We start from the raw sequence: 16,973 nt of genomic DNA, 5'->3' as shown, positions 1-16,973 counted from the left end.
ATGGCGCCTGAAATGAAGCCGATCCTTTCGGTCCGCGACCTGCATGTCAGTTTCGGCCCGGCGGCCAGCGCCAAGGAGGTCGTCCACGGCGTCAGCTTCGACCTCGGCGTCGGCGAGGTGCTGGCGATCGTCGGCGAGAGCGGTTCGGGCAAGTCGGTGACGGCGCTGTCGACCAATCGCCTGATCGATTATGCCGGCGGCCGCATCACCAGCGGCACCATCGAATTGCTGCGCGCCGACGGCAGCGTGCTCGACGTCACCTGTGCCGGCCGGCAGGAGCTGACCGGCATCCGCGGCGCCGAGATCGGCGTCATCTTCCAGGAGCCGATGACCTCGCTCAATCCGGTGCTGACCATCGGCGCCCAGATCGAAGAATCGTTCCGTCTGCATCGCGGCCTGACCGGCGCGCAGGCGCGTGACGCTGCGCGCGAGGCGCTCGAGCGGGTGCGTATTCCCGATGCCGAACGGCGGCTCAAGGCGACGCCGAACGAGCTGTCGGGCGGCATGCTGCAGCGGGTGATGATCGCCATGGCGCTCGCCTGCAATCCGCGTCTGCTGATCGCCGACGAGCCGACCACGGCCCTCGACGTCACCGTGCAGGCGCAGATCATGGCGCTGCTGGCCGAACTCAGGCGCGAGACCGGCATGTCGATGATCTTCATCAGCCACGACATCGGCCTGGTCGCCGGCATCGCCGACCGCGTCATCGTGATGCAGGACGGCAGGGTGGTCGAACAGGGCGACCTGGGCGACATCCTCGACAAGCCGCAACATCCATATACGCAGCATCTGCTGCATGCGGTGCCGCATTTCTCCAGCGGCGTAGCGGCACGGACCGACGGCGCGCGCATGGCAGCCCCGCTGCCCAGGCCGACGCTCGAAGTCGACGACCTCGTCGTGCGGTATCCGCTGAAGGGCGGCTGGTTCAGCAAGCCGGTGGGTGCGGTGCATGCCGTCGACGGCGTCGGCTTCGACCTGCTGCCGGGCGAGACGCTGGCGATCGTCGGCGAAAGCGGTTCCGGCAAGTCGACGACCGCGCGCGCCGTGCTCGGCCTGGTTGCGCCGACGCGCGGGGCGTTTGCCGTCGAAGCCCAGGCCGCGCGCCCCGGCCAGAGCCGGCTGCCGGTGCAGATGGTGTTCCAGAACCCCTATGCCTCGCTCAACCCGCGCCTCTCCGTCGAGCAGATCCTGGCCGAGCCGGTGATCGCCACCGGCGCTTCCCCGGATAAGGCGGTTCGTGACAGGATGGCAGCATTGCTCAAGCGCGTCGGCCTGCCCGAGGACAGCCTTGCCCGCTATCCGCACCAGTTCTCCGGCGGCCAGCGCCAGCGCCTGTGCATTGCGCGTGCGCTGATGCTCAATCCGTCTGTCGTGGTGCTCGACGAGGCGGTCTCGGCGCTCGACGTTTCTGTCCAGGCGCGCGTGCTCGAGCTGCTGGTCGACCTGCAGCACGAATATGGTCTCGCTTATCTCTTCATCTCGCACGACATGGCCGTCGTCGAGCGCATCGCGCATCGTGTCGCGGTGATGTATGCCGGGCAGATCGTCGAGATCGGCGATGCCAAATCGGTGCTGTCCGACCCGCAGCACCCCTATACGAAGAAGCTCATCGAGGCCGTGCCGACTATCGACCGCCGCAAGCAGCATTTCGAGCTCGACACCCGCCAGGTGCCGTCGCTGGTGCGTCCGGTCGGCTACGAGCCGCCTGCCGCGACATGGATGCAATACGGCGCCGACCACAAGGTCCGCGCCGACGCCTGAGGGAAGCGAACATGGCCAGCCACGACATCGCCCAGCGTTTCGAGCGTGCATTCGTCCCGCTCGAACAGGCCGTCGCCGCTGGTCGGATTCCCGGCGGGGTGATGGGGGTCGTCGACAAGGACGGCCGGCGCTTCTCCCGTGCCATCGGCCATGCGCAACGCCTGCCGTCCGAGCGACCGATGCGCGAAGTGAGCTGGTTCGACCTGGCGTCCTTGACCAAGGTGATCTTTACCACGCCGCGCATCCTGGCGCTGGCCGAGGCAGGCAGCATCGACCTCGACGCGCCCCTGACGACGGTGCTGCCGGACTTGCGACAATATGATGCCGACGCCTGGGAACGGCAGGTCACCTTCCGCCAGTGCCTCGGCCACCAGACGCCGTTCCCGGCAGTCGAGCCGATCTACACCTATGGCCGCGATCCCGACCTCCTCAGGACATTTGTCCTGCAGCGCCAGTGGCGGAAGCTGGAGGCGCCTGTCTATTCCGACATCAACTTCATCCTGCTCGGCTTTGCCATGGAGCGCCTGTCGGGCACATGGATCCGCGGCATGGATGCCGGCCCGGGCTTTGCCTTTTCGGCCGATCCCGACCAGTCGGCGGCGACCGAGGACTGCACCTGGCGCCACCGGGTGCTGTCGGGCGAGGTCCATGACGACAATTGCGCAGCACTTCAGGGGGCGGGCCATGCCGGCCTGTTCGGCACGGCGGCTGCGGTGCTCGATTTCGCCCACGGCCTGCTCGACGGCAGCGGCGCCTCCGCCGACACGATCGCGCTGATGCGCACGCCGCTTTCGGACAAGCGCACGCATGGCTGGGAGCATGCTCATGCCGGCTGGTCCGGCGGCGACCGCTGCAGCGCAGCCACAATCGGCCATACCGGATTTACCGGCACCGGCCTGTGGATCGATTTCGACGCCGGCCGCGCCTGGACCCTGCTCACCAACCGCATCCACCCGACGCGTCATTTCGACAGCGGCATATCGGATCTGCGCCGCCAGGTCGGCGACATCATGACAGGAGCTTGAACATGCAACCCATCTGGTCGGTCGGGCTGATGACCGGAACCGTGCTCGACGGCAACATCGACGTCGCCCTGCTCAAGACCGACGGCGAGCGCATCGAGGCCTTCGGTCCTTACGCGCTGGTGCCTTACGAGGCGTCCGTCCGGCCGATGCTGGAGCAGGCCCAGGCCGAGGCCAGGGTCTGGAACTTCGAGGGGCCGGAGCCGGCGATCTTCGCTGCGGCCGAAGAGGCGCTGACCCGCGCCCAGTCCGCCGCCGTCCGCCAGGTCGTCGAGGGCGCCGGCATGGCGATGGCAGAGATCGGCGTCGTCGGCTTCCACGGCCAGACGGTGCTGCATCGCGGCCCGCAGAAAGGCGGCCTGCCGGGCGAGACCCGCCAGCTCGGCGATGGCCAGCTGATGCAGTCGCTGCTCGGCACCAAGGTGGTCTATGACTTCCGCACAGCCGACATCCGCGCCGGCGGGCAGGGTGCGCCGCTGGCCGCCGCCTACCACGCCGCACTGCTCGGCACGGCAGGCGCGAGCGGCGACAGCGCCATCCTCAATCTCGGCGGCGTCGGCAACGTCACCTGGTGGGACGGCAAGTCCGACCTTGTCGCCTTCGACACCGGCCCGGCCAACGCGCCGATCAACGACTTCGTCAAGGCGCGGGGGCTGGGCGAGATGGACCGCGGCGGGGCGCTCGCCGCCGCCGGCAGCGTCGACGAGGCGCGCCTCGCGCGCCTGCTCGAACACCCCTATCTCACGGCTGCCTATCCTAAGTCGCTCGACCGCTTTGACTTCACCGCTGCGATGGCCGACGGGTTGAGCAACGAGGACGGTGCTGCCACCCTGACCGCCTTCAGCGCGTCCTGTGTCGGCAAGGCGCTCGATCTTCTGCCGCAGCGGCCGACGAGGCTGTTCGTCTCGGGCGGCGGCCGCCACAACCCGACCTTCATGGCGATGCTGGGCAAGCGGGCGGGCGTCGAGGCGGTTTCCGCCGACACCATCGGCTGGCGCGGCGATGCCGTCGAAGCCGAGTGCTTCGCCTTCCTCGCCGTGCGTGTCCTGCGCGGCCTGCCGATCAGCTTCCCGAGCACGACCGGCGTGCCGCAGCCGATGACCGGCGGCCGCATCGCCGGCTGACCGGTTGCAGGCTGCCAACCGCAAGGCAGCCAGTCAGGTCGCCGGCTGGAGCGGCTTGGACAGAAAGGTCCGCGTGCGGCCTTTGGGGAAATCCGCCAGCTCGCCGAACGGCTTGTAGCCCTGGCGCTGATAGACCTTCAGCGCCGTCGGGTTGAAGGTGTCGATATAGGCCCCGTGGCAGCCGCGCCGGGTGGCCTCGTCCTCGGCGGCCTCAAGCATGCGTGCGGCCATGTTCTGGCCGCGCAGGCTGTCGTCCACCCAGAGCCACTGTATGTAGAGCCAGCCCCAGGCGGTGTAGCCCGATATGCCGGCCAGGAGTTTTTGGTGCTCGTCGCGGACGGCAACGATCAGCGCCTGCTTTTCCGCCGGGCCGACATCCCCTGAATTGAAGGTGGCGAGGCGTTCGCCGATGATGTCGAGCTCGTCGGAGGAGGGGGCATCGAGGACGGTGATGGTGCAGGTCATTGAGGGGATCCCGTGGCGGATCCTTCTAGCAGGAAAATCCTGACGCGCCGCATGTTAGGGCCGTGGCCAGCGACAAATTCCTGTGCGCGAGGCGGCACGACGCCCGACCCCTGGGGCCGGGCGCCTGCCGGTCATGAGCTGCAGTTCCCGGGACTGCTTGTCTGGGTACTACTGCTTCTGGGCATAGGTCGGCTTGCCGTCGTCGCCTCGCTTCCATTCATAGATGACGTAGTCGGGGCGGGTGATGTCGCCCTTGGCGTCGTAGCCGATGTCGCCGATCGCCGTCGTCCAGGGACCATTGGCCCGCATCGTCTCGGCGACCTTCTGGGCGTCGTCGGCCGCGCCCGTCTTGGTTATGGCGGCGGCGATGATCTGGACGGCGGCGTAGGAATACAAGGTATAGGCTTCCGGCTCGAAACCCTTGGCCCGGAAGTTCTCGACCAGACCCTTGGCTGCCGGATTCTTGCGCGGATCGGGCGAGAAGGTGTTGAGCGTGCCGACCACGGAGTCGCCGGCGATCGAGGCGAGCTCGTTCGACACCATGCCGTCGCCCGAGAACAGGATAGCCTTCAGCCCCTGGTCGGCCGACTGGCGCATGATCAGGCCGGCCTCGGTGTGCAGGCCGCCGAAATAGATCAGGCTGACGCCGGCCTGCTTCAGCTTGCCGATGAGGGCCGAGAAATCCTTGTCGCCGATATTGATGCCTTCATACAGCACCTCGTTGATGCCGTTGCCGTTGAGCACCGCCTTGGCGACGTCGACAAGGCCCTGGCCATAGGGGCTCTTGTCGTGGATCATCGCGATCTTGGCGTCCTTGAAATTGGCGGCGATGTAGTCGCCGGCGACCTTGCCCTGCTGGTCGTCGCGGCCGCAGGTGCGGAAGGTGTTCCACAGGCCGCGCTCGGTATATTGCGGATTGGTCGAAGCCGGCGAAATCTCGAGCACGCCATTTTCGGCATAGACCTCGGACGCCGGGATCGAAACGCCCGAATTGAAGTGGCCGACGACATATTTGACGCCGTCGGCGACGAATTTGTTGGCCACCGAAATGCCCTGCTTCGGATCGGAAACGTCGTCGCCGACCTGGATCCTGATCTGCTCGCCGAGCACACCGCCGGCGGCGTTGATGTCGGCGGCGGCCTGCTCGGCGCCCTTCTGGAACTGCGCCCCGAAGGCGGCGTTCGGGCCGGTGATCGGGCCGGCGACGCCGATCACGATGTCGGCCCAGGCCGTGCCGCCAAAGGCGACCAGCGCGGTCAAGGCAACTGCTGACAACAGCGATTTTTTCATCTGAAGACTCCCATTGGTATTGTGGGCGTTGGTTGATGCCTTGCCGCGATGCCCACGCTCGCTGGCAAGGCTGACCGTTCCGGACCTGCCGCCGGTGTTCCCTTGTTGAACGGCGGCCTTCTCCTTGCGGCCGTCTAGGACGTCAGTTCCACGGCCATCGCGGTCGCCTCGCCGCCGCCGATGCAGACCGAAGCGATGCCGCGCCGCAGCCCGTGCTGGCGCAGCGCCGACACGAGCGTGACGAGGATGCGCGCCCCCGAGGCGCCGATCGGATGGCCAAGCGCGCAGGCGCCGCCATGGACGTTGACCTTGTCGCGCGGCAGGTCGAGCTCGCTCATCGCGACCATCGGCACCACGGCGAAGGCCTCGTTGATCTCGAAGAGATCGACGTCCTCGATACGCCAGCTGACCGTCTCGCAGAGCTTGCGCATGGCGCCGACCGGTGCCGAGGTGAAGAGATTGGGCGCCTGGGCGTGGGTGACGTGGCCGCGAATTGTTGCGAGAGGGGTGAGGCCGGCTCTGTCCGCCGCCGAGCGGCGCATCAGCGCGAGGGCCGCGGCACCATCCGAGATCGACGAGGAGTTGGCTGCCGTCACCGTGCCGCCGTCGCGAAAGGCCGGTTTCAGCAAGGCGATCCTGTCGGGGCGGGCCTTTTGCGGCTGCTCGTCGTCGCCGACCAGCCGATCGGCCTTGCCGTCCGGTGCCGTGACCGGAACGATCTCGTCGCGAAAGCTGCCGTCGGCGATGGCCTGCCGTGCCCTGTCGAGCGACTCCAGCGCAAACGTGTCCTGAGCATCGCGCGTGAAGCCATAGGCCTCGGCGCAGTCCTCGGCGAATGTGCCCATCAGGCGCCCCTCGTCATAGGCGTCCTCGAGGCCATCGAGATACATGTGGTCGACGAGGCGATGATGCCCGATGCGGTAGCCCGAGCGTGCGCGGTCGAGCAGATAGGGGGCGTTCGACATGCTCTCCATGCCGCCGGCGACGATCGTCCTGGCCGATCCCGCGGCGATGAGGTCGTGCGCCAGCATCGCCGACATCATGCCGGAGCCGCACATCTTGTTGACGGTGGTGGCGCCTGTGGCGAGCGGCAGCCCGGCTGCAAGCGCTGCCTGGCGCGCCGGCGCCTGGCCTTGGCCGGCGGTCAGGACACAGCCCATCAGCACCTGGTCGACAAGGCCGGTGTCCAGCCCGGACCTCTCCAGGACGGCGCGGATGGCTGCCGCTCCAAGCTGCGGGGCGGTGACCTCCTTCAGGCTTCCGAGGAAGCCGCCAAGCGGCGTCCTGGCTGCCCCTGCTATGACCACCGGATCATGACTGTTCACCCAGCTCTCCTCCTGCATGTGCTCAGCGCGGCGCCATGCGCAGCGCGCCGTCGAGGCGGATAACCTCGCCATTCAGCATGGTGTTCTGGCAGATGTGCCTGACCAGCCCGGCATATTCGTCAGGGCGGCCGAGGCGCGGCGGGAACGGTACGCTGGCGCCGAGCGCGTCCCGCACCTCCTGCGGCATCGCTGCCATCATCGGCGTCTCGAATATGCCCGGCGCGATGGTGACGACGCGCACGCCGTGGCGGGCCAGTTCGCGGGCGACGGGCAAGGTCAGCGCGACGACGCCGCCCTTCGACGCGGCATAGGCGGCTTGGCCGATCTGGCCGTCGAAGGCGGCGATGGAGGCGGTGTTGATGATGATGCCGCGCTCGCCATCGGTGTCGGCTTCACCCTTGACCATGACGCTTGCGGCAAGCCGCAACATGTTGAAGGTGCCCAAGAGATTGACGGCGACGGTCCGGGCGAAGCTGTCGAGGCCATGCGGTGCGTCGCGGCCGATGACCCGTTCGCCCGGTGCGATGCCGGCGCAGTTGACCAGCCCGTGGATGCCGCCGAACATCTCCTCGGCATGTCTCACCGCGGCGAGGCCGTCGGCTTCGCTGGTGACGTCGGCGCGAAAGAAAAGCGCCTTGCCGCCGAGTTCCGCGGCCGTCTTCTCGCCGGCGGAAGCGTTGACGTCGATGGTGAGCACGCTGGCGCCCGCCTCGGCAAGCATCCGGGCGACGGCCGCGCCCAGCCCCGAGCCCGCTCCCGTTACCAGAAAGACCTTGTCCCTGATCTGCATTTTTCGGCCCGGATGCGTTGTTCTTGCCGACATGTTGCAACGAAGCCAGGTGGCCGACGATGACCGCCGCGCTCAGATTTGGTGATCGATTTTGCAATGTTTGCTGTTCGCCGCGGCCCGGGCGTAGGGCGCGAGCGGGCCGAGCGACGGGCCGTCCTCGGCCTCGGCCATGGCGCCGGCCTCGCGGCGAAACGAAGCCGGGCTCCGGCCAGTCCATTTGTGGAAGGCGCGATGAAAGGCGCTCGGTTCGGAAAAGCCGATGTCGGCGGCGACGTCGGCGACGGAGCGGCTGCCGCTCAGCAGCGCCTCCATCGCCAGCGCGCGGCGCATCTCGTCCTTGATCGAGCGATAGGTCTGGCCCTCCAGCTGCAGCCGGCGGCGCAGGGTCGGCTCCTGCATGCGCATGCCGGTGGCCAGGTTGCCGAGGCTCGGCCAGGCCGACGGAAGCATGTTGTGCAGGCGTCCGCGGATCGCCGCCGAAAGCCCTTCGTCATGGCGATAGCGCACCAATATGTTGGCCGGCGCCTGGCGCAGGAAGTCGCGCAGGGCGGCGCTGTCGCGGATGACGGGCAGCCTGAGGAAGTCGGCGTCGAAGACCAGCCGCGTCTCGGGCTGGTCGAAGCGCACCGGGGCGCCGAAGAACAGGCGATAATCGGTTCCGGTCGGCGGCGCGCTGCATTTGAAATCGACCCAGCGGATCGGCAGGCGCCGGCCTACGAGCCAGCAGTTCAGGCCATGCACGATGATCCAGAAGGTACGGTAGGCAAAGGCGGAGCGCAGCGGGCCGGCATCGCGCAGGGTGACCTCCGCCAGTCCGTCTCGGACGATCAGTTCGCCATGCGGATCGTCGAGCACGACACGCAGGAAGCGCAGGCTGCGCCGCAGCGCATGCTCGAGCGTCGTTGTCGTCAGCACCGCATGGCACAAAAGGGCAAAGCTGCCCGAGCGCATCGGCCGCGCGCCTTCGCCGAAGAACTCGTCGTCCATGGCCTCGGCCACCGCCCGCCAGAGCGCGCCATACTGCCGGGCGGAGATCGGTTCCGAGATGATGGGCGGCAGCCCCAGCTGCGCCAGCAGAGGCGCTATGGGAACGTCGTGGCGGCGCAGGCATTCGAGCGTATCGTCGACGAAACAGGGGGCGACCATCCGACGTTCCACCGCATCTGCTCCCGCGCTAACGCTCACCCCGGTCGAAAGTGGCAGGCCCCACGCCGCGCTGGCGCAAGGTGTTCCGCGCCACCTTCTCCGTCGGCGTTCGCGGCAACGGCGTGTCGGTGATCTCGATGTAGCGCGGCACCATGTGACGGGGCGCGAGGTCCCTGAAATGGTCGAGCAGGTCGGCCGCCTCCACCGTCGAGCCGGCGCGCCGCAGGGCAACGACCATGATGTCCTCTTCGGTGAATTCGGAAGGGATTCCGAAAGCAGCACTTTCCAGAATGTCGGGGTGTTTTTCGGCGACCGTCTCCAACTCATAGGCGGAGATGTTTTCGCCGCGGCGGCGGATCGCCTCGTTCAGCCGATGCTTGAAATAGAGCCAGCCATCCTTGTCCATGTAGCCGGCGTCGCCCGAGTGGTACCAGAGGTTCCGGAGCGTCTGCACCGTCTTGGCCTCTGCGCGGTAGTAGCCGGAAAACATGCTCCAGCTCTTGGTCGGGCGCGAGACGATCTCGCCTATGCTGCCGGGCGGCAGCGGCCTGTCGGCATCGTCGACGATCGCCACCTGCCAGTCCGGATGCGGCCGGCCGCAGGACCCGGGACGGGTCTCGTCCACCGTATCAAGCGTCACGAAGCTGGTTTCGGTCTGGCCGTAGCCGGTGACGAGCCGCATGTCGAAGCGGCGTTCGAAGGCCTCCCTGTCTGCTACCATCGGAATGCACTGACACACCCGGACGGGATTGTCGCGGTCGGCGTCCGATGGCTGGGCACGCATCAGGATGACGGCCATCGCGCCGAGCAGATTGGTCGCGGTTGCGCCGCTGGCGCGGAGCTGATCCCAGAACCTGGAGGCGCTGAAGCTTTCGACCAGCGTCGTTTTGGTGCCGTAGATCAGCGGCAGCAGCACGCCGAACATCTGCGCATCGGTGTGAAACAGCGGCAGCGCGGAGAAATAGCTGTCGCTGCCGGTGTAGCCGAGATTGGACGCCATCGCCGCCGCCCAGGAATAGCAATGATGGTGCGACATCAATGCCCCCTTGGCCGGGCCCGTCGTGCCGGAGGTGTAGAGGATCGCCATCGGGTCGGCGTAGTGGACGTCGACGAGGTCGAAGCCCAATTGCGGTGCCATGCAGTCGTCGAAGGCGACGATGCGGTCGATCCTGATGCCCGCCGCCCGCGCCTCGGCGGGATCCGTGCCGACGAGGATCAGCGTCCGCAGGCTGGGCAGATTGTCCTGGACCTTGGCCAGCTCGGCCAGCGCGCCGGCGTCCGCAACCAGCACCTCGGCGCCGCAATTGTTCAGGTTGTGGCAGAGCAGGTCGCCCTTCAAGCCGGGATTGGTCGGCACCTCGATCGCCCCCAGGCTCGCTGTCGCAAACCACAGCGCGACGAGTTCGAACGAGTTGGGCAACAGCATCGCCACGCGGTCCGAGCGGCCCACGCCGAGCTGGCGCAGGCCGCGCGCCAGCCGGCTCGACACCTGCAGCATCTCCTCGAAGCTTGCGCTTCGCCCGCAGACGTCGATGAACGACTTGTTGCCGAAGCGCTCGGCCTGGCGCAGCAGGATCCGCGGCAGCACCCGGCTCTCCAGCTCGTTGTCGTTCTTACCCGGTATGTAGGCGGGGGAAAAGACGCTCGATGTCATGGCGCGTTCAGAACCTTTTTGCCCGGGCCTGCGCTTCGGCGGAGAGGAAGCCGCTGACCGTGGCCCTGGTCTCGAGCGCCATGGCAGCGGCGAGCGAGGAGTGGAAACCTTCGTTGATGGCGTGCTTGATGTCGGCGACCGCCTCCTCGGGCCGCGCGGCGATCGCCAGCGCCAGCGTCCTTGCCGCCTCGAGCAGCTCGGCCTCGGCAACCAGCTTCCAGGCGATGCCGACCTCGACCGCCTTGGCCGCATCGTGGCGTTCGCCGAGGATCATCAATTCCTTGGCGATCTGCGGCCCGACCTGCTTGGTCAGAAGTGCTGTCACCCCGCCTGTCACGAACAGGCCGTAGCCGACCTCGGGGAAGAACCAGCGCGTGGTGTCGGCAAACAGCCGGAAGTCGCAATTGACCACCCATTCCAGCGCGCCGCCGACGCACCAGCCATGCACCGCGGCAATGACGATCTTGCGCGACTGCATGATCTGCAGCGTGATCTGCTGGATGGACTCGACCCAGGCCTGCGTCGCCGCTTCCGACGTGGTCTGCGCGTCGAGATCCTTGAGATCGTCGCCGGAGCAGAAGGCGCGGCCTTCGCCATGCAGGATGACGACGCGGGTGGCCGTCCTCGCTTCGGCTGCCGCCAGTGCTGCCGAAAGCTGGTTGACGAGGTCGCCATTCATGGCGTTGAGCCGTTCCGGCCGGTTCAGCCTGATCCAGCTGATGGCGCCGTCGTCCGTCGAAATGACTGCTGGTGTCATGATGGGGTCCTCATACGATCATCGGTTCGGCATAGGAGCCCCAGACTTCTCTCAGCGCGCTGCAGATCTCGCCGAGCGTCGCGCGCGCCTTCACCAGCTCGATCGTCTTGGGCAGCAGGTTGATGTCGTCTGACTGGGCCTGTTCGGCGAGCTCGGCCAGCAGCTGCTTGACCAGTCCGTTGTCCCTTTCGGTCCGCACCGCGTTGAGGCGGTCGATCTGCAGCTGGGTGCACTGGTCGTCATAGGGATGGATGTGGACCTCGGCGGAACCGCTGGTCTCGTCGACATGCCGGTTGACGCCGACCGAGACCTTTTCGCCGCTGTCGATCTTCTTGAAGGTGGCATAGGCGGAATCGGCCAGCTTCTGCTGGAACCAGCCTTCCTCGACCAGTTTGATGGCGCCGCCGCGCTCCTTGACCTCGTCCAGCACCTTCCAGATTTCGGTCTCCATGTCATGCGTCAGGCGCTCGACGAAATAGGAGCCGCCGAGCGGATCGATCACCGACGTCACGTTGATTTCGTCGCGGATGATCTGCTGCGTCCGGATCGCCAGCTTCATCGCCTCCTCGGTCGGGATGGCGAAGGCCTCGTCGAGGCCATTGGTGTGCATGCTCTGGCAGCCGCCGAGCACCGCGCCCAAAGCCTGGATCGCCGTGCGCATCAGGTTGTTGTGGTGCTCGACCTTGGTCAGGCTCATTGCCGCTGTCTGCACATGCACCCTGAGGCGCATCGATTCCGGCTTCTTGGCGTGGAACTGCTCGGACATGATCCTGGCGTAGACCCGCCGGGCCGCCCTGAACTTGCAGATTTGTTCGAAGAAATCCTGGTGGCTGATGAAGAAGAACGACAGCCGCGGCGCGAAGTCGTCTATGTCCATGCCGGCGGCGATGACCTCCTCGCAATAGGCAATGGTGAAGGCCATGATGAAGGCGATCTCCTGCAGCGCATTGCCGCCGACATCGGAGAGATGGTAGCCGCTGAGGCTGATCGGATTGAGCTTCGGCGTCGTCTTCGCGCTGTGCATGATCAGGTCGCGCAGCAGCCTGACGGCCGGCCGTACCGGGTAGATCCATTCCTTCTGGGCGACATATTCCTTGAGCGGGTCGGCCTGCAATGTGCCGGTCAGCTTGGTTAGGTCGTAGCCGCGCCTTTCCGCGACCGCGACGAACATCGCGTAGATCACCCAGGCTGAGGGGTTGATGGTCAGCGACACCGAGATCTTTTCGAGGTCGATGCCGTCGAACAGGCGGTCGACGTCGTCGACCGTGTCGATCGCCACGCCGACGCGCCCGACCTCGCCGAAGGCCATCGGATCGTCCGAATCGAGGCCCAGCAGCGTCGGCAGGTCGAAGTCGGTCGACAGCCCGGTCTGGCCGGTCTGGATCATGTATTTGTAGCGCTGGTTGGTCGCCTCGGGATTGCCGAAGCCGGCGACCTGCCGGATGGTCCAGGGGCGGCCGCGATACATCGTCGGATAGGCGCCCCGGGTGAAGGGATAGGCGCCCGGAAATCCGAGATCGCCGGCCGGGATGCCGGCGACGTCGGCGGCGGTGTAGATCCGCTTCAGCGGAATGCCGCATTCCGTCTCATAGGCCGCCTTTTCCTCGGGCCTGCTGTTCAGCGTGGCCGCGAGTTCGTTGGCTTCCCACGCGGCCTGCTTTTCCCTGATGTCCTCGATCGCCTCGGCTGAGAACAGATTCATGCCAGCACCTCATTGTCCCAACCCAGCAAAAGGCAGGCGGCGGCGGACGGATCCGTGGTCCGGCTCACCACCGCCTGAACGTGGGCCTCGAGTTCGCCTGTGTCGCGTTTGAACCTGTCCTGGAAAAGCTGCCGGGCGGTGCCCAGGATCCGCGTCCTGCCGATGCTGCGCTCGCGCTCGCGCAGCTCGCCGCTGTCCCTGAGATGGTCCCAATGCCTTGAGATGGCGTCCTTCAGCTCGTTGATCCGCTCGCCCGACAGCGAGCTGACCGGCAGAACGGGCGTCTGCCAGTCCGACCCCGGTCTTGCAGGTCCGAGGCTCATCATGCCGCGCAGGGCCGCGACCGTTGCCGATGCGTCGGGCCTGTCGCTCTTGCTGACGGCATGGATGTCGGCAATTTCGAGGATGCCGGCCTTGATCGCCTGGATGTCGTCGCCAAGTCCCGGCGCCGACAGCACCACGATGGTGTGGGCGGCAGTGACGACTTCGACCTCGTCCTGTCCGACCCCGACGGTTTCGATGATGATCGGCGAATAGCCGGCGGCATCGAGGACATCGACGGCCTGAAGCGTCGCGCGGGCCAGGCCGCCAAGATGTCCGCGCGTCGCCATGCTGCGGACGAAGGCCTGGCAGGATTGCGCCGCCTCGCTCATCCGCACCCGGTCGCCGAGGATGGCGCCGCCGGAAAACGGGCTGCTCGGATCGACGGCAACCACGCCGACCTTGTGCCCGTCTGCGGCAAAGGCCCTGATCAGGGCGGCGACCAGCGTCGACTTGCCGGCGCCGGGAACACCGGTGATGCCGAGCACATGGGCCTTGCCGCTGTGGCGGTAGATCTCGGCCAGCGCCTCGGCTGCCTCGGCATATCCTGCCTCAGCCCGGCTGATCATCCGGGCGACCGCCAGCACGCTGCCCCTGAGCACTTCCGGCACGAGGGCCGCCGAAGGCACATAGGCCGTTCGCCGGGCGGGCCGGGATGAGGCGAACGCCGTCATTTCAGGCCACGTTCGGCGATCAGCTTCCTGATCGTCGTGACGATCAGGTCGCCCCTGGCTTCCTGCGGCACGATGGCGTCGACGCCGCTGTCCGACAGAGCGGCGTAGTCATGCTCGGGAATGACGCCGCCGGCGACGACGAAAATATGCTCGGCCTGTTTTTCCCGGAGGCAACGGCCGAGTTCCTGGAACAAAGGCAGGTGCGAGCCCGACAGCAGGCTGACGCCGATGACGTCGACGTCCTCCTGGATCGCGGCAGTGACCACGTCCTTGGGCGATTTGTAGAGGCCGGTATAGACGACCTCCATGCCGGCGTCGCGCAGGATCCGGGCGACCACCTTGGCGCCCCGGTCATGGCCGTCGAGGCCGAGCTTGGCGACAAGCACCCGGATGCTGCCGGGCGCGTTGACGTCGATCTCCGCCCGGGCGGCGTCGCCCTGGCTGATGGTGTTCATGTCGGTCATGTCTGGAGTGCCTTTCACTCTGCGGCGATGCTGGAGCCGCTTGCACCAGCGGCCAGCCCGGCTTCGATCGAGTCGGAAATGATGCTGAGGCCGAGGTCGAGTTCGGCCTCCGAGATCGTCAGGGGAGGGGCGATGCGGAACACGCCGCCCATGCCGGGAAGCTTGACGATGTTCATGCTGAGGCCGCGCTTGAACGCCTCGGCCGCGATCCGCGCGCCGAGCTCATGGTCGGGTTCCCTGTCCGTGCCATTCTTGACGATCTCGACCCCGAGCATCAGGCCGCGGCCGCGCACGTCGCCGACACATTCGTAGCGTTGCTTGAACCGCGACAGGCCGTCGAACAGCCTGGCGCCGAGATGCCGGGCGCGTTCGACGAGATTCTCGTCCTCGACCACATCGAGCACGGCAAGGCCGACGGCCGCCGGCAACGGGTCGGAGACATGGGTGGTGTAGAACAGGAAGCCCTTGGCATAGGCCGCCTCCTCGATCTCCGCCGTCGTCATGACAGCCGAAAGCGGCAGGCCGGCGCCGATGGTCTTGGACAGGGTCAGTATGTCGGGGGTGACGCCGTCGCGCTGGAAGGCAAACATCGTTCCGGTGCGGCCGATGCCGGTCTGCGCCTCGTCGAGGATGAGCAGCATGCCGCGCTCGTGGCATTTCTGCCTGAGGGCGGCGAGATAACCCTCGGGCAGCTCCAGCATGCCGCCGCTCGACAGGATCGGCTCGGCGACGAAGGCCGCCAGGCTCCCCGTCGACTGGCTGTCCACCAGGGTGAAGGCGTCATCGAGCTCTGTGCGCCAGTCGAGGCTGCCGTCGGCATGCCGGAAGCGCGGGCGAAAACTGTTCGGCGCCGGTATGGCGATCGACCCGACGGCCGCAGGCCCATATCCCTTGCGGCCGGCGCTGTAGGTCGCCGAGGCGGCGACGCCGGTCATGCCGTGCCAGCTCTTGGAGAAGGCGACGATCTCGTGCTTGCCGGTGACCAGCTTGGCCATGCGGATGGCGGCTTCGTTCGATTCGGCGCCTGTCGACAGCAGAAGCGCCCTGTCGAGGCCGGGCGCCAGCCCGGCCAGGCGCTCGGCGAGCTCGACGACCGGGCGCGAGAGCATGCCGCTGAACAGATGCGCGACCTTTTCGACCTGCCGGCTGACCGTCGAGACGATCCTCGGATGGGCATGGCCGAGCAGGGCGCTCATCTGGCCGGAGGTGAAGTCGAGGATCGGCCGGTCGTTGGCGTCATAGACGAACGAGCCGGCGGCACGCTCGATGATCGCCGGCTCGAAGCTGCCGCCATAACGGATGAGGTGCTTCCTCGCCGAAGCCCAAAACGCCTGATCCCGGTTGTTCGACATGTCTCACCCCTTTTGATGATGCTCGGTCGAACGATAGGACTTGGCGTTTATGCAGTAAAATTGATAATATTAGGATTCAGATATAAGAGGATTTGATATGCAGGCGCCGCTTGACCTGAGATTGGTGACGACCTTCGTCCGCGCAGCCCAGCTGGGCACGCTAAGCGCCACCGCCGTGCAGGTCGGGCGGACCCAGTCGGCGGTGACGATGCAGATCCAGCGGCTGGAAGAGGTGCTCGGCCAGAGCCTGTTTCACCGCCGCGGCAGCGGCGTCAGCCTGACGGCCAGCGGCGCCCGTTTCCTTGCCTATGCCGAACGCATCCTCAAGCTGCAGGACGATGCGGTGTCGGCCCTTTCGGACAAGGGCCTGCACGGCTCGATCATCTTCGGCAGCCCGGAGGACTATCTGATCGCCTTCTTCCCGGCGATCCTGAAGACCTTCGGCAGTCTATATCCCGATGTCGAGATCAAGGTCGTCTCGGCGCCTACGGTCGAATTGCGCGGGCTGCTGCACCAGCGGCAGCTCGACCTGGCGTTGGTCTCGACGCCGAATGCGAGTGATTCCCCAGATGTCGTCCGCCCCGAGCCGCTGGTCTGGGTCGGCAGCCGGCCGACGCTGGAGCAGCATGATTTCGGCGACGTCATCCCGATGGCGCTGCCGGCCTCCAACGCGATGGATCACCGCGCCGCATGCGATGCCATGGCCCATGCCGGGCTGCGCTACAAGATCTCCTATGCCAGCAACAGCCTGGCCGGCCTGATCGCGGTTGCCCGCTCGGGCCTGGCAATCAGCGTCATGACCAAGGAGGCGGTGCCGTCCGACCTCCACATCCTCAACGCGCCGCTGCCGCCGCTTTCCAGCCTCGGCATGCTGATCGCCTATGGCGACACCGAACGCTCGCCGGCGGTCGAGGCTTTCGCCAATCACATCCGGCAGGTCCTGCCGACGTTGTGAGGTGAGGATGCGACTGCCGCGCGCACGAGGCTCGTCGCCAGCCTTGCGAACTGAGGGGATTTCGAGCGATTTGCGCTGAGCGACCCGAGACATAGGTGACGTTTCGTACCGGACACATGGGTAACACTTTTGGCTTTTGGCCGGAGGTGTTGATGCCGTGGAAGGAGAGTT

The 16,973-nt window shown here is 66.7% G+C and carries 15 protein-coding genes; 4 read left to right on the top strand and 11 right to left on the bottom strand.

What is annotated here, in order from left to right:
- Nucleotides 1-12: 12 nt before the first annotated feature.
- From HNQ95_RS22305 to HNQ95_RS22295, 3 genes are read left to right on the top strand one after another with little or no spacing between them, the layout of a single operon-like run.
- Nucleotides 13-1,761 (top strand): ABC transporter ATP-binding protein, encoded by a 1,749-nt coding sequence (locus HNQ95_RS22305; protein ID WP_182575290.1) that lies wholly within the window; start codon nt 13-15, stop codon nt 1,759-1,761.
- 11 nt (nt 1,762-1,772) lie between these two features.
- Nucleotides 1,773-2,786 carry a serine hydrolase domain-containing protein gene (locus tag HNQ95_RS22300; RefSeq protein WP_154385981.1) on the top strand — a complete coding sequence of 338 codons (1,014 nt, stop codon included), beginning with the start codon at nt 1,773-1,775 and terminating at the stop codon, nt 2,784-2,786.
- Nucleotides 2,787-2,788: 2 nt separating this feature from the next.
- Nucleotides 2,789-3,907 carry an anhydro-N-acetylmuramic acid kinase gene (locus tag HNQ95_RS22295; RefSeq protein WP_067964497.1) on the top strand — a complete coding sequence of 373 codons (1,119 nt, stop codon included), beginning with the start codon at nt 2,789-2,791 and terminating at the stop codon, nt 3,905-3,907.
- Nucleotides 3,908-3,940: 33 nt separating this feature from the next.
- Here HNQ95_RS22295 and HNQ95_RS22290 read toward each other — a convergent pair whose 3' ends face one another.
- The 11 genes from HNQ95_RS22290 to HNQ95_RS22240 form a co-directional block, all read right to left on the bottom strand.
- Nucleotides 3,941-4,372, bottom strand: coding sequence for a GNAT family N-acetyltransferase (locus HNQ95_RS22290; RefSeq protein ID WP_067964495.1), 432 nt, complete (start codon nt 4,370-4,372; stop codon nt 3,941-3,943).
- 168 nt (nt 4,373-4,540) lie between these two features.
- Complete coding sequence (locus HNQ95_RS22285; RefSeq protein WP_067964493.1) at nt 4,541-5,662, bottom strand: branched-chain amino acid ABC transporter substrate-binding protein; 1,122 nt, start codon at nt 5,660-5,662, stop codon at nt 4,541-4,543.
- Nucleotides 5,663-5,796: 134 nt separating this feature from the next.
- On the bottom strand, nt 5,797-6,987 hold the full coding sequence (locus HNQ95_RS22280) for an acetyl-CoA C-acyltransferase (RefSeq protein WP_067966940.1): 1,191 nt from the start codon (nt 6,985-6,987) through the stop codon (nt 5,797-5,799).
- Between the two features lie 22 nt (nt 6,988-7,009).
- The gene (locus HNQ95_RS22275) at nt 7,010-7,777 is read right to left on the bottom strand and encodes a 3-hydroxyacyl-CoA dehydrogenase (RefSeq protein ID WP_067964491.1); all 768 of its coding nucleotides are present in this window, start codon (nt 7,775-7,777) and stop codon (nt 7,010-7,012) included.
- Between the two features lie 72 nt (nt 7,778-7,849).
- The gene (locus tag HNQ95_RS22270) at nt 7,850-8,935 is read right to left on the bottom strand and encodes an AraC family transcriptional regulator (protein WP_083948645.1); all 1,086 of its coding nucleotides are present in this window, start codon (nt 8,933-8,935) and stop codon (nt 7,850-7,852) included.
- 16 nt (nt 8,936-8,951) lie between these two features.
- On the bottom strand, nt 8,952-10,577 hold the full coding sequence (locus HNQ95_RS22265; protein ID WP_067964489.1) for an AMP-binding protein: 1,626 nt from the start codon (nt 10,575-10,577) through the stop codon (nt 8,952-8,954).
- Between the two features lie 7 nt (nt 10,578-10,584).
- Nucleotides 10,585-11,334 carry an enoyl-CoA hydratase/isomerase family protein gene (locus HNQ95_RS22260; RefSeq protein ID WP_067964488.1) on the bottom strand — a complete coding sequence of 250 codons (750 nt, stop codon included), beginning with the start codon at nt 11,332-11,334 and terminating at the stop codon, nt 10,585-10,587.
- Between the two features lie 10 nt (nt 11,335-11,344).
- Entirely contained in the window at nt 11,345-13,036 is a 1,692-nt protein-coding gene (locus HNQ95_RS22255) for a methylmalonyl-CoA mutase family protein (RefSeq protein WP_067964486.1), read from the bottom strand.
- A complete protein-coding gene (meaB, locus tag HNQ95_RS22250) occupies nt 13,033-14,031 on the bottom strand; it encodes a methylmalonyl Co-A mutase-associated GTPase MeaB (protein WP_067964484.1) in 999 nt (332 codons plus the stop codon). Before meaB ends, HNQ95_RS22255 begins: the two co-directional genes overlap by 4 nt.
- Nucleotides 14,028-14,486 (bottom strand): cobalamin B12-binding domain-containing protein, encoded by a 459-nt coding sequence (locus HNQ95_RS22245; protein ID WP_067966937.1) that lies wholly within the window; start codon nt 14,484-14,486, stop codon nt 14,028-14,030. The genes meaB and HNQ95_RS22245 overlap by 4 nt, the downstream gene beginning before the upstream one ends.
- 23 nt (nt 14,487-14,509) lie before the next feature.
- Nucleotides 14,510-15,847: an aspartate aminotransferase family protein gene (locus HNQ95_RS22240; protein WP_067964482.1), complete on the bottom strand. Its 1,338-nt coding sequence runs from the start codon at nt 15,845-15,847 to the stop codon at nt 14,510-14,512.
- Between the two features lie 97 nt (nt 15,848-15,944).
- On the opposite strand from HNQ95_RS22240, the gene HNQ95_RS22235 reads away from it, so the two are divergent.
- On the top strand, nt 15,945-16,802 hold the full coding sequence (locus HNQ95_RS22235; protein WP_067964480.1) for a LysR family transcriptional regulator: 858 nt from the start codon (nt 15,945-15,947) through the stop codon (nt 16,800-16,802).
- Nucleotides 16,803-16,973: the final 171 nt, after the last annotated feature.

Origin of the sequence: Aminobacter ciceronei (genome assembly GCF_014138625.1) — a bacterium.
Classification (GTDB): domain Bacteria; phylum Pseudomonadota; class Alphaproteobacteria; order Rhizobiales; family Rhizobiaceae; genus Aminobacter; species Aminobacter ciceronei.
This window is presented reverse-complemented; position numbering and strand designations above follow the sequence as displayed.

Coding starts and splice junctions, on each gene's coding strand:
- HNQ95_RS22255 (WP_067964486.1), bottom strand. CDS start 13,036: ATGAATCTGTTCTCAGCCGAGGCGATCGAGGACATCAGGGAAAAGCAG.
- HNQ95_RS22240 (WP_067964482.1), bottom strand. CDS start 15,847: ATGTCGAACAACCGGGATCAGGCGTTTTGGGCTTCGGCGAGGAAGCAC.
- HNQ95_RS22260 (WP_067964488.1), bottom strand. CDS start 11,334: ATGACACCAGCAGTCATTTCGACGGACGACGGCGCCATCAGCTGGATC.
- meaB (WP_067964484.1), bottom strand. CDS start 14,031: ATGACGGCGTTCGCCTCATCCCGGCCCGCCCGGCGAACGGCCTATGTG.
- HNQ95_RS22285 (WP_067964493.1), bottom strand. CDS start 5,662: ATGAAAAAATCGCTGTTGTCAGCAGTTGCCTTGACCGCGCTGGTCGCC.
- HNQ95_RS22305 (WP_182575290.1), top strand. CDS start 13: ATGAAGCCGATCCTTTCGGTCCGCGACCTGCATGTCAGTTTCGGCCCG.
- HNQ95_RS22300 (WP_154385981.1), top strand. CDS start 1,773: ATGGCCAGCCACGACATCGCCCAGCGTTTCGAGCGTGCATTCGTCCCG.
- HNQ95_RS22245 (WP_067966937.1), bottom strand. CDS start 14,486: ATGAACACCATCAGCCAGGGCGACGCCGCCCGGGCGGAGATCGACGTC.
- HNQ95_RS22275 (WP_067964491.1), bottom strand. CDS start 7,777: ATGCAGATCAGGGACAAGGTCTTTCTGGTAACGGGAGCGGGCTCGGGG.
- HNQ95_RS22235 (WP_067964480.1), top strand. CDS start 15,945: ATGCAGGCGCCGCTTGACCTGAGATTGGTGACGACCTTCGTCCGCGCA.
- HNQ95_RS22290 (WP_067964495.1), bottom strand. CDS start 4,372: ATGACCTGCACCATCACCGTCCTCGATGCCCCCTCCTCCGACGAGCTC.
- HNQ95_RS22295 (WP_067964497.1), top strand. CDS start 2,789: ATGCAACCCATCTGGTCGGTCGGGCTGATGACCGGAACCGTGCTCGAC.
- HNQ95_RS22265 (WP_067964489.1), bottom strand. CDS start 10,577: ATGACATCGAGCGTCTTTTCCCCCGCCTACATACCGGGTAAGAACGAC.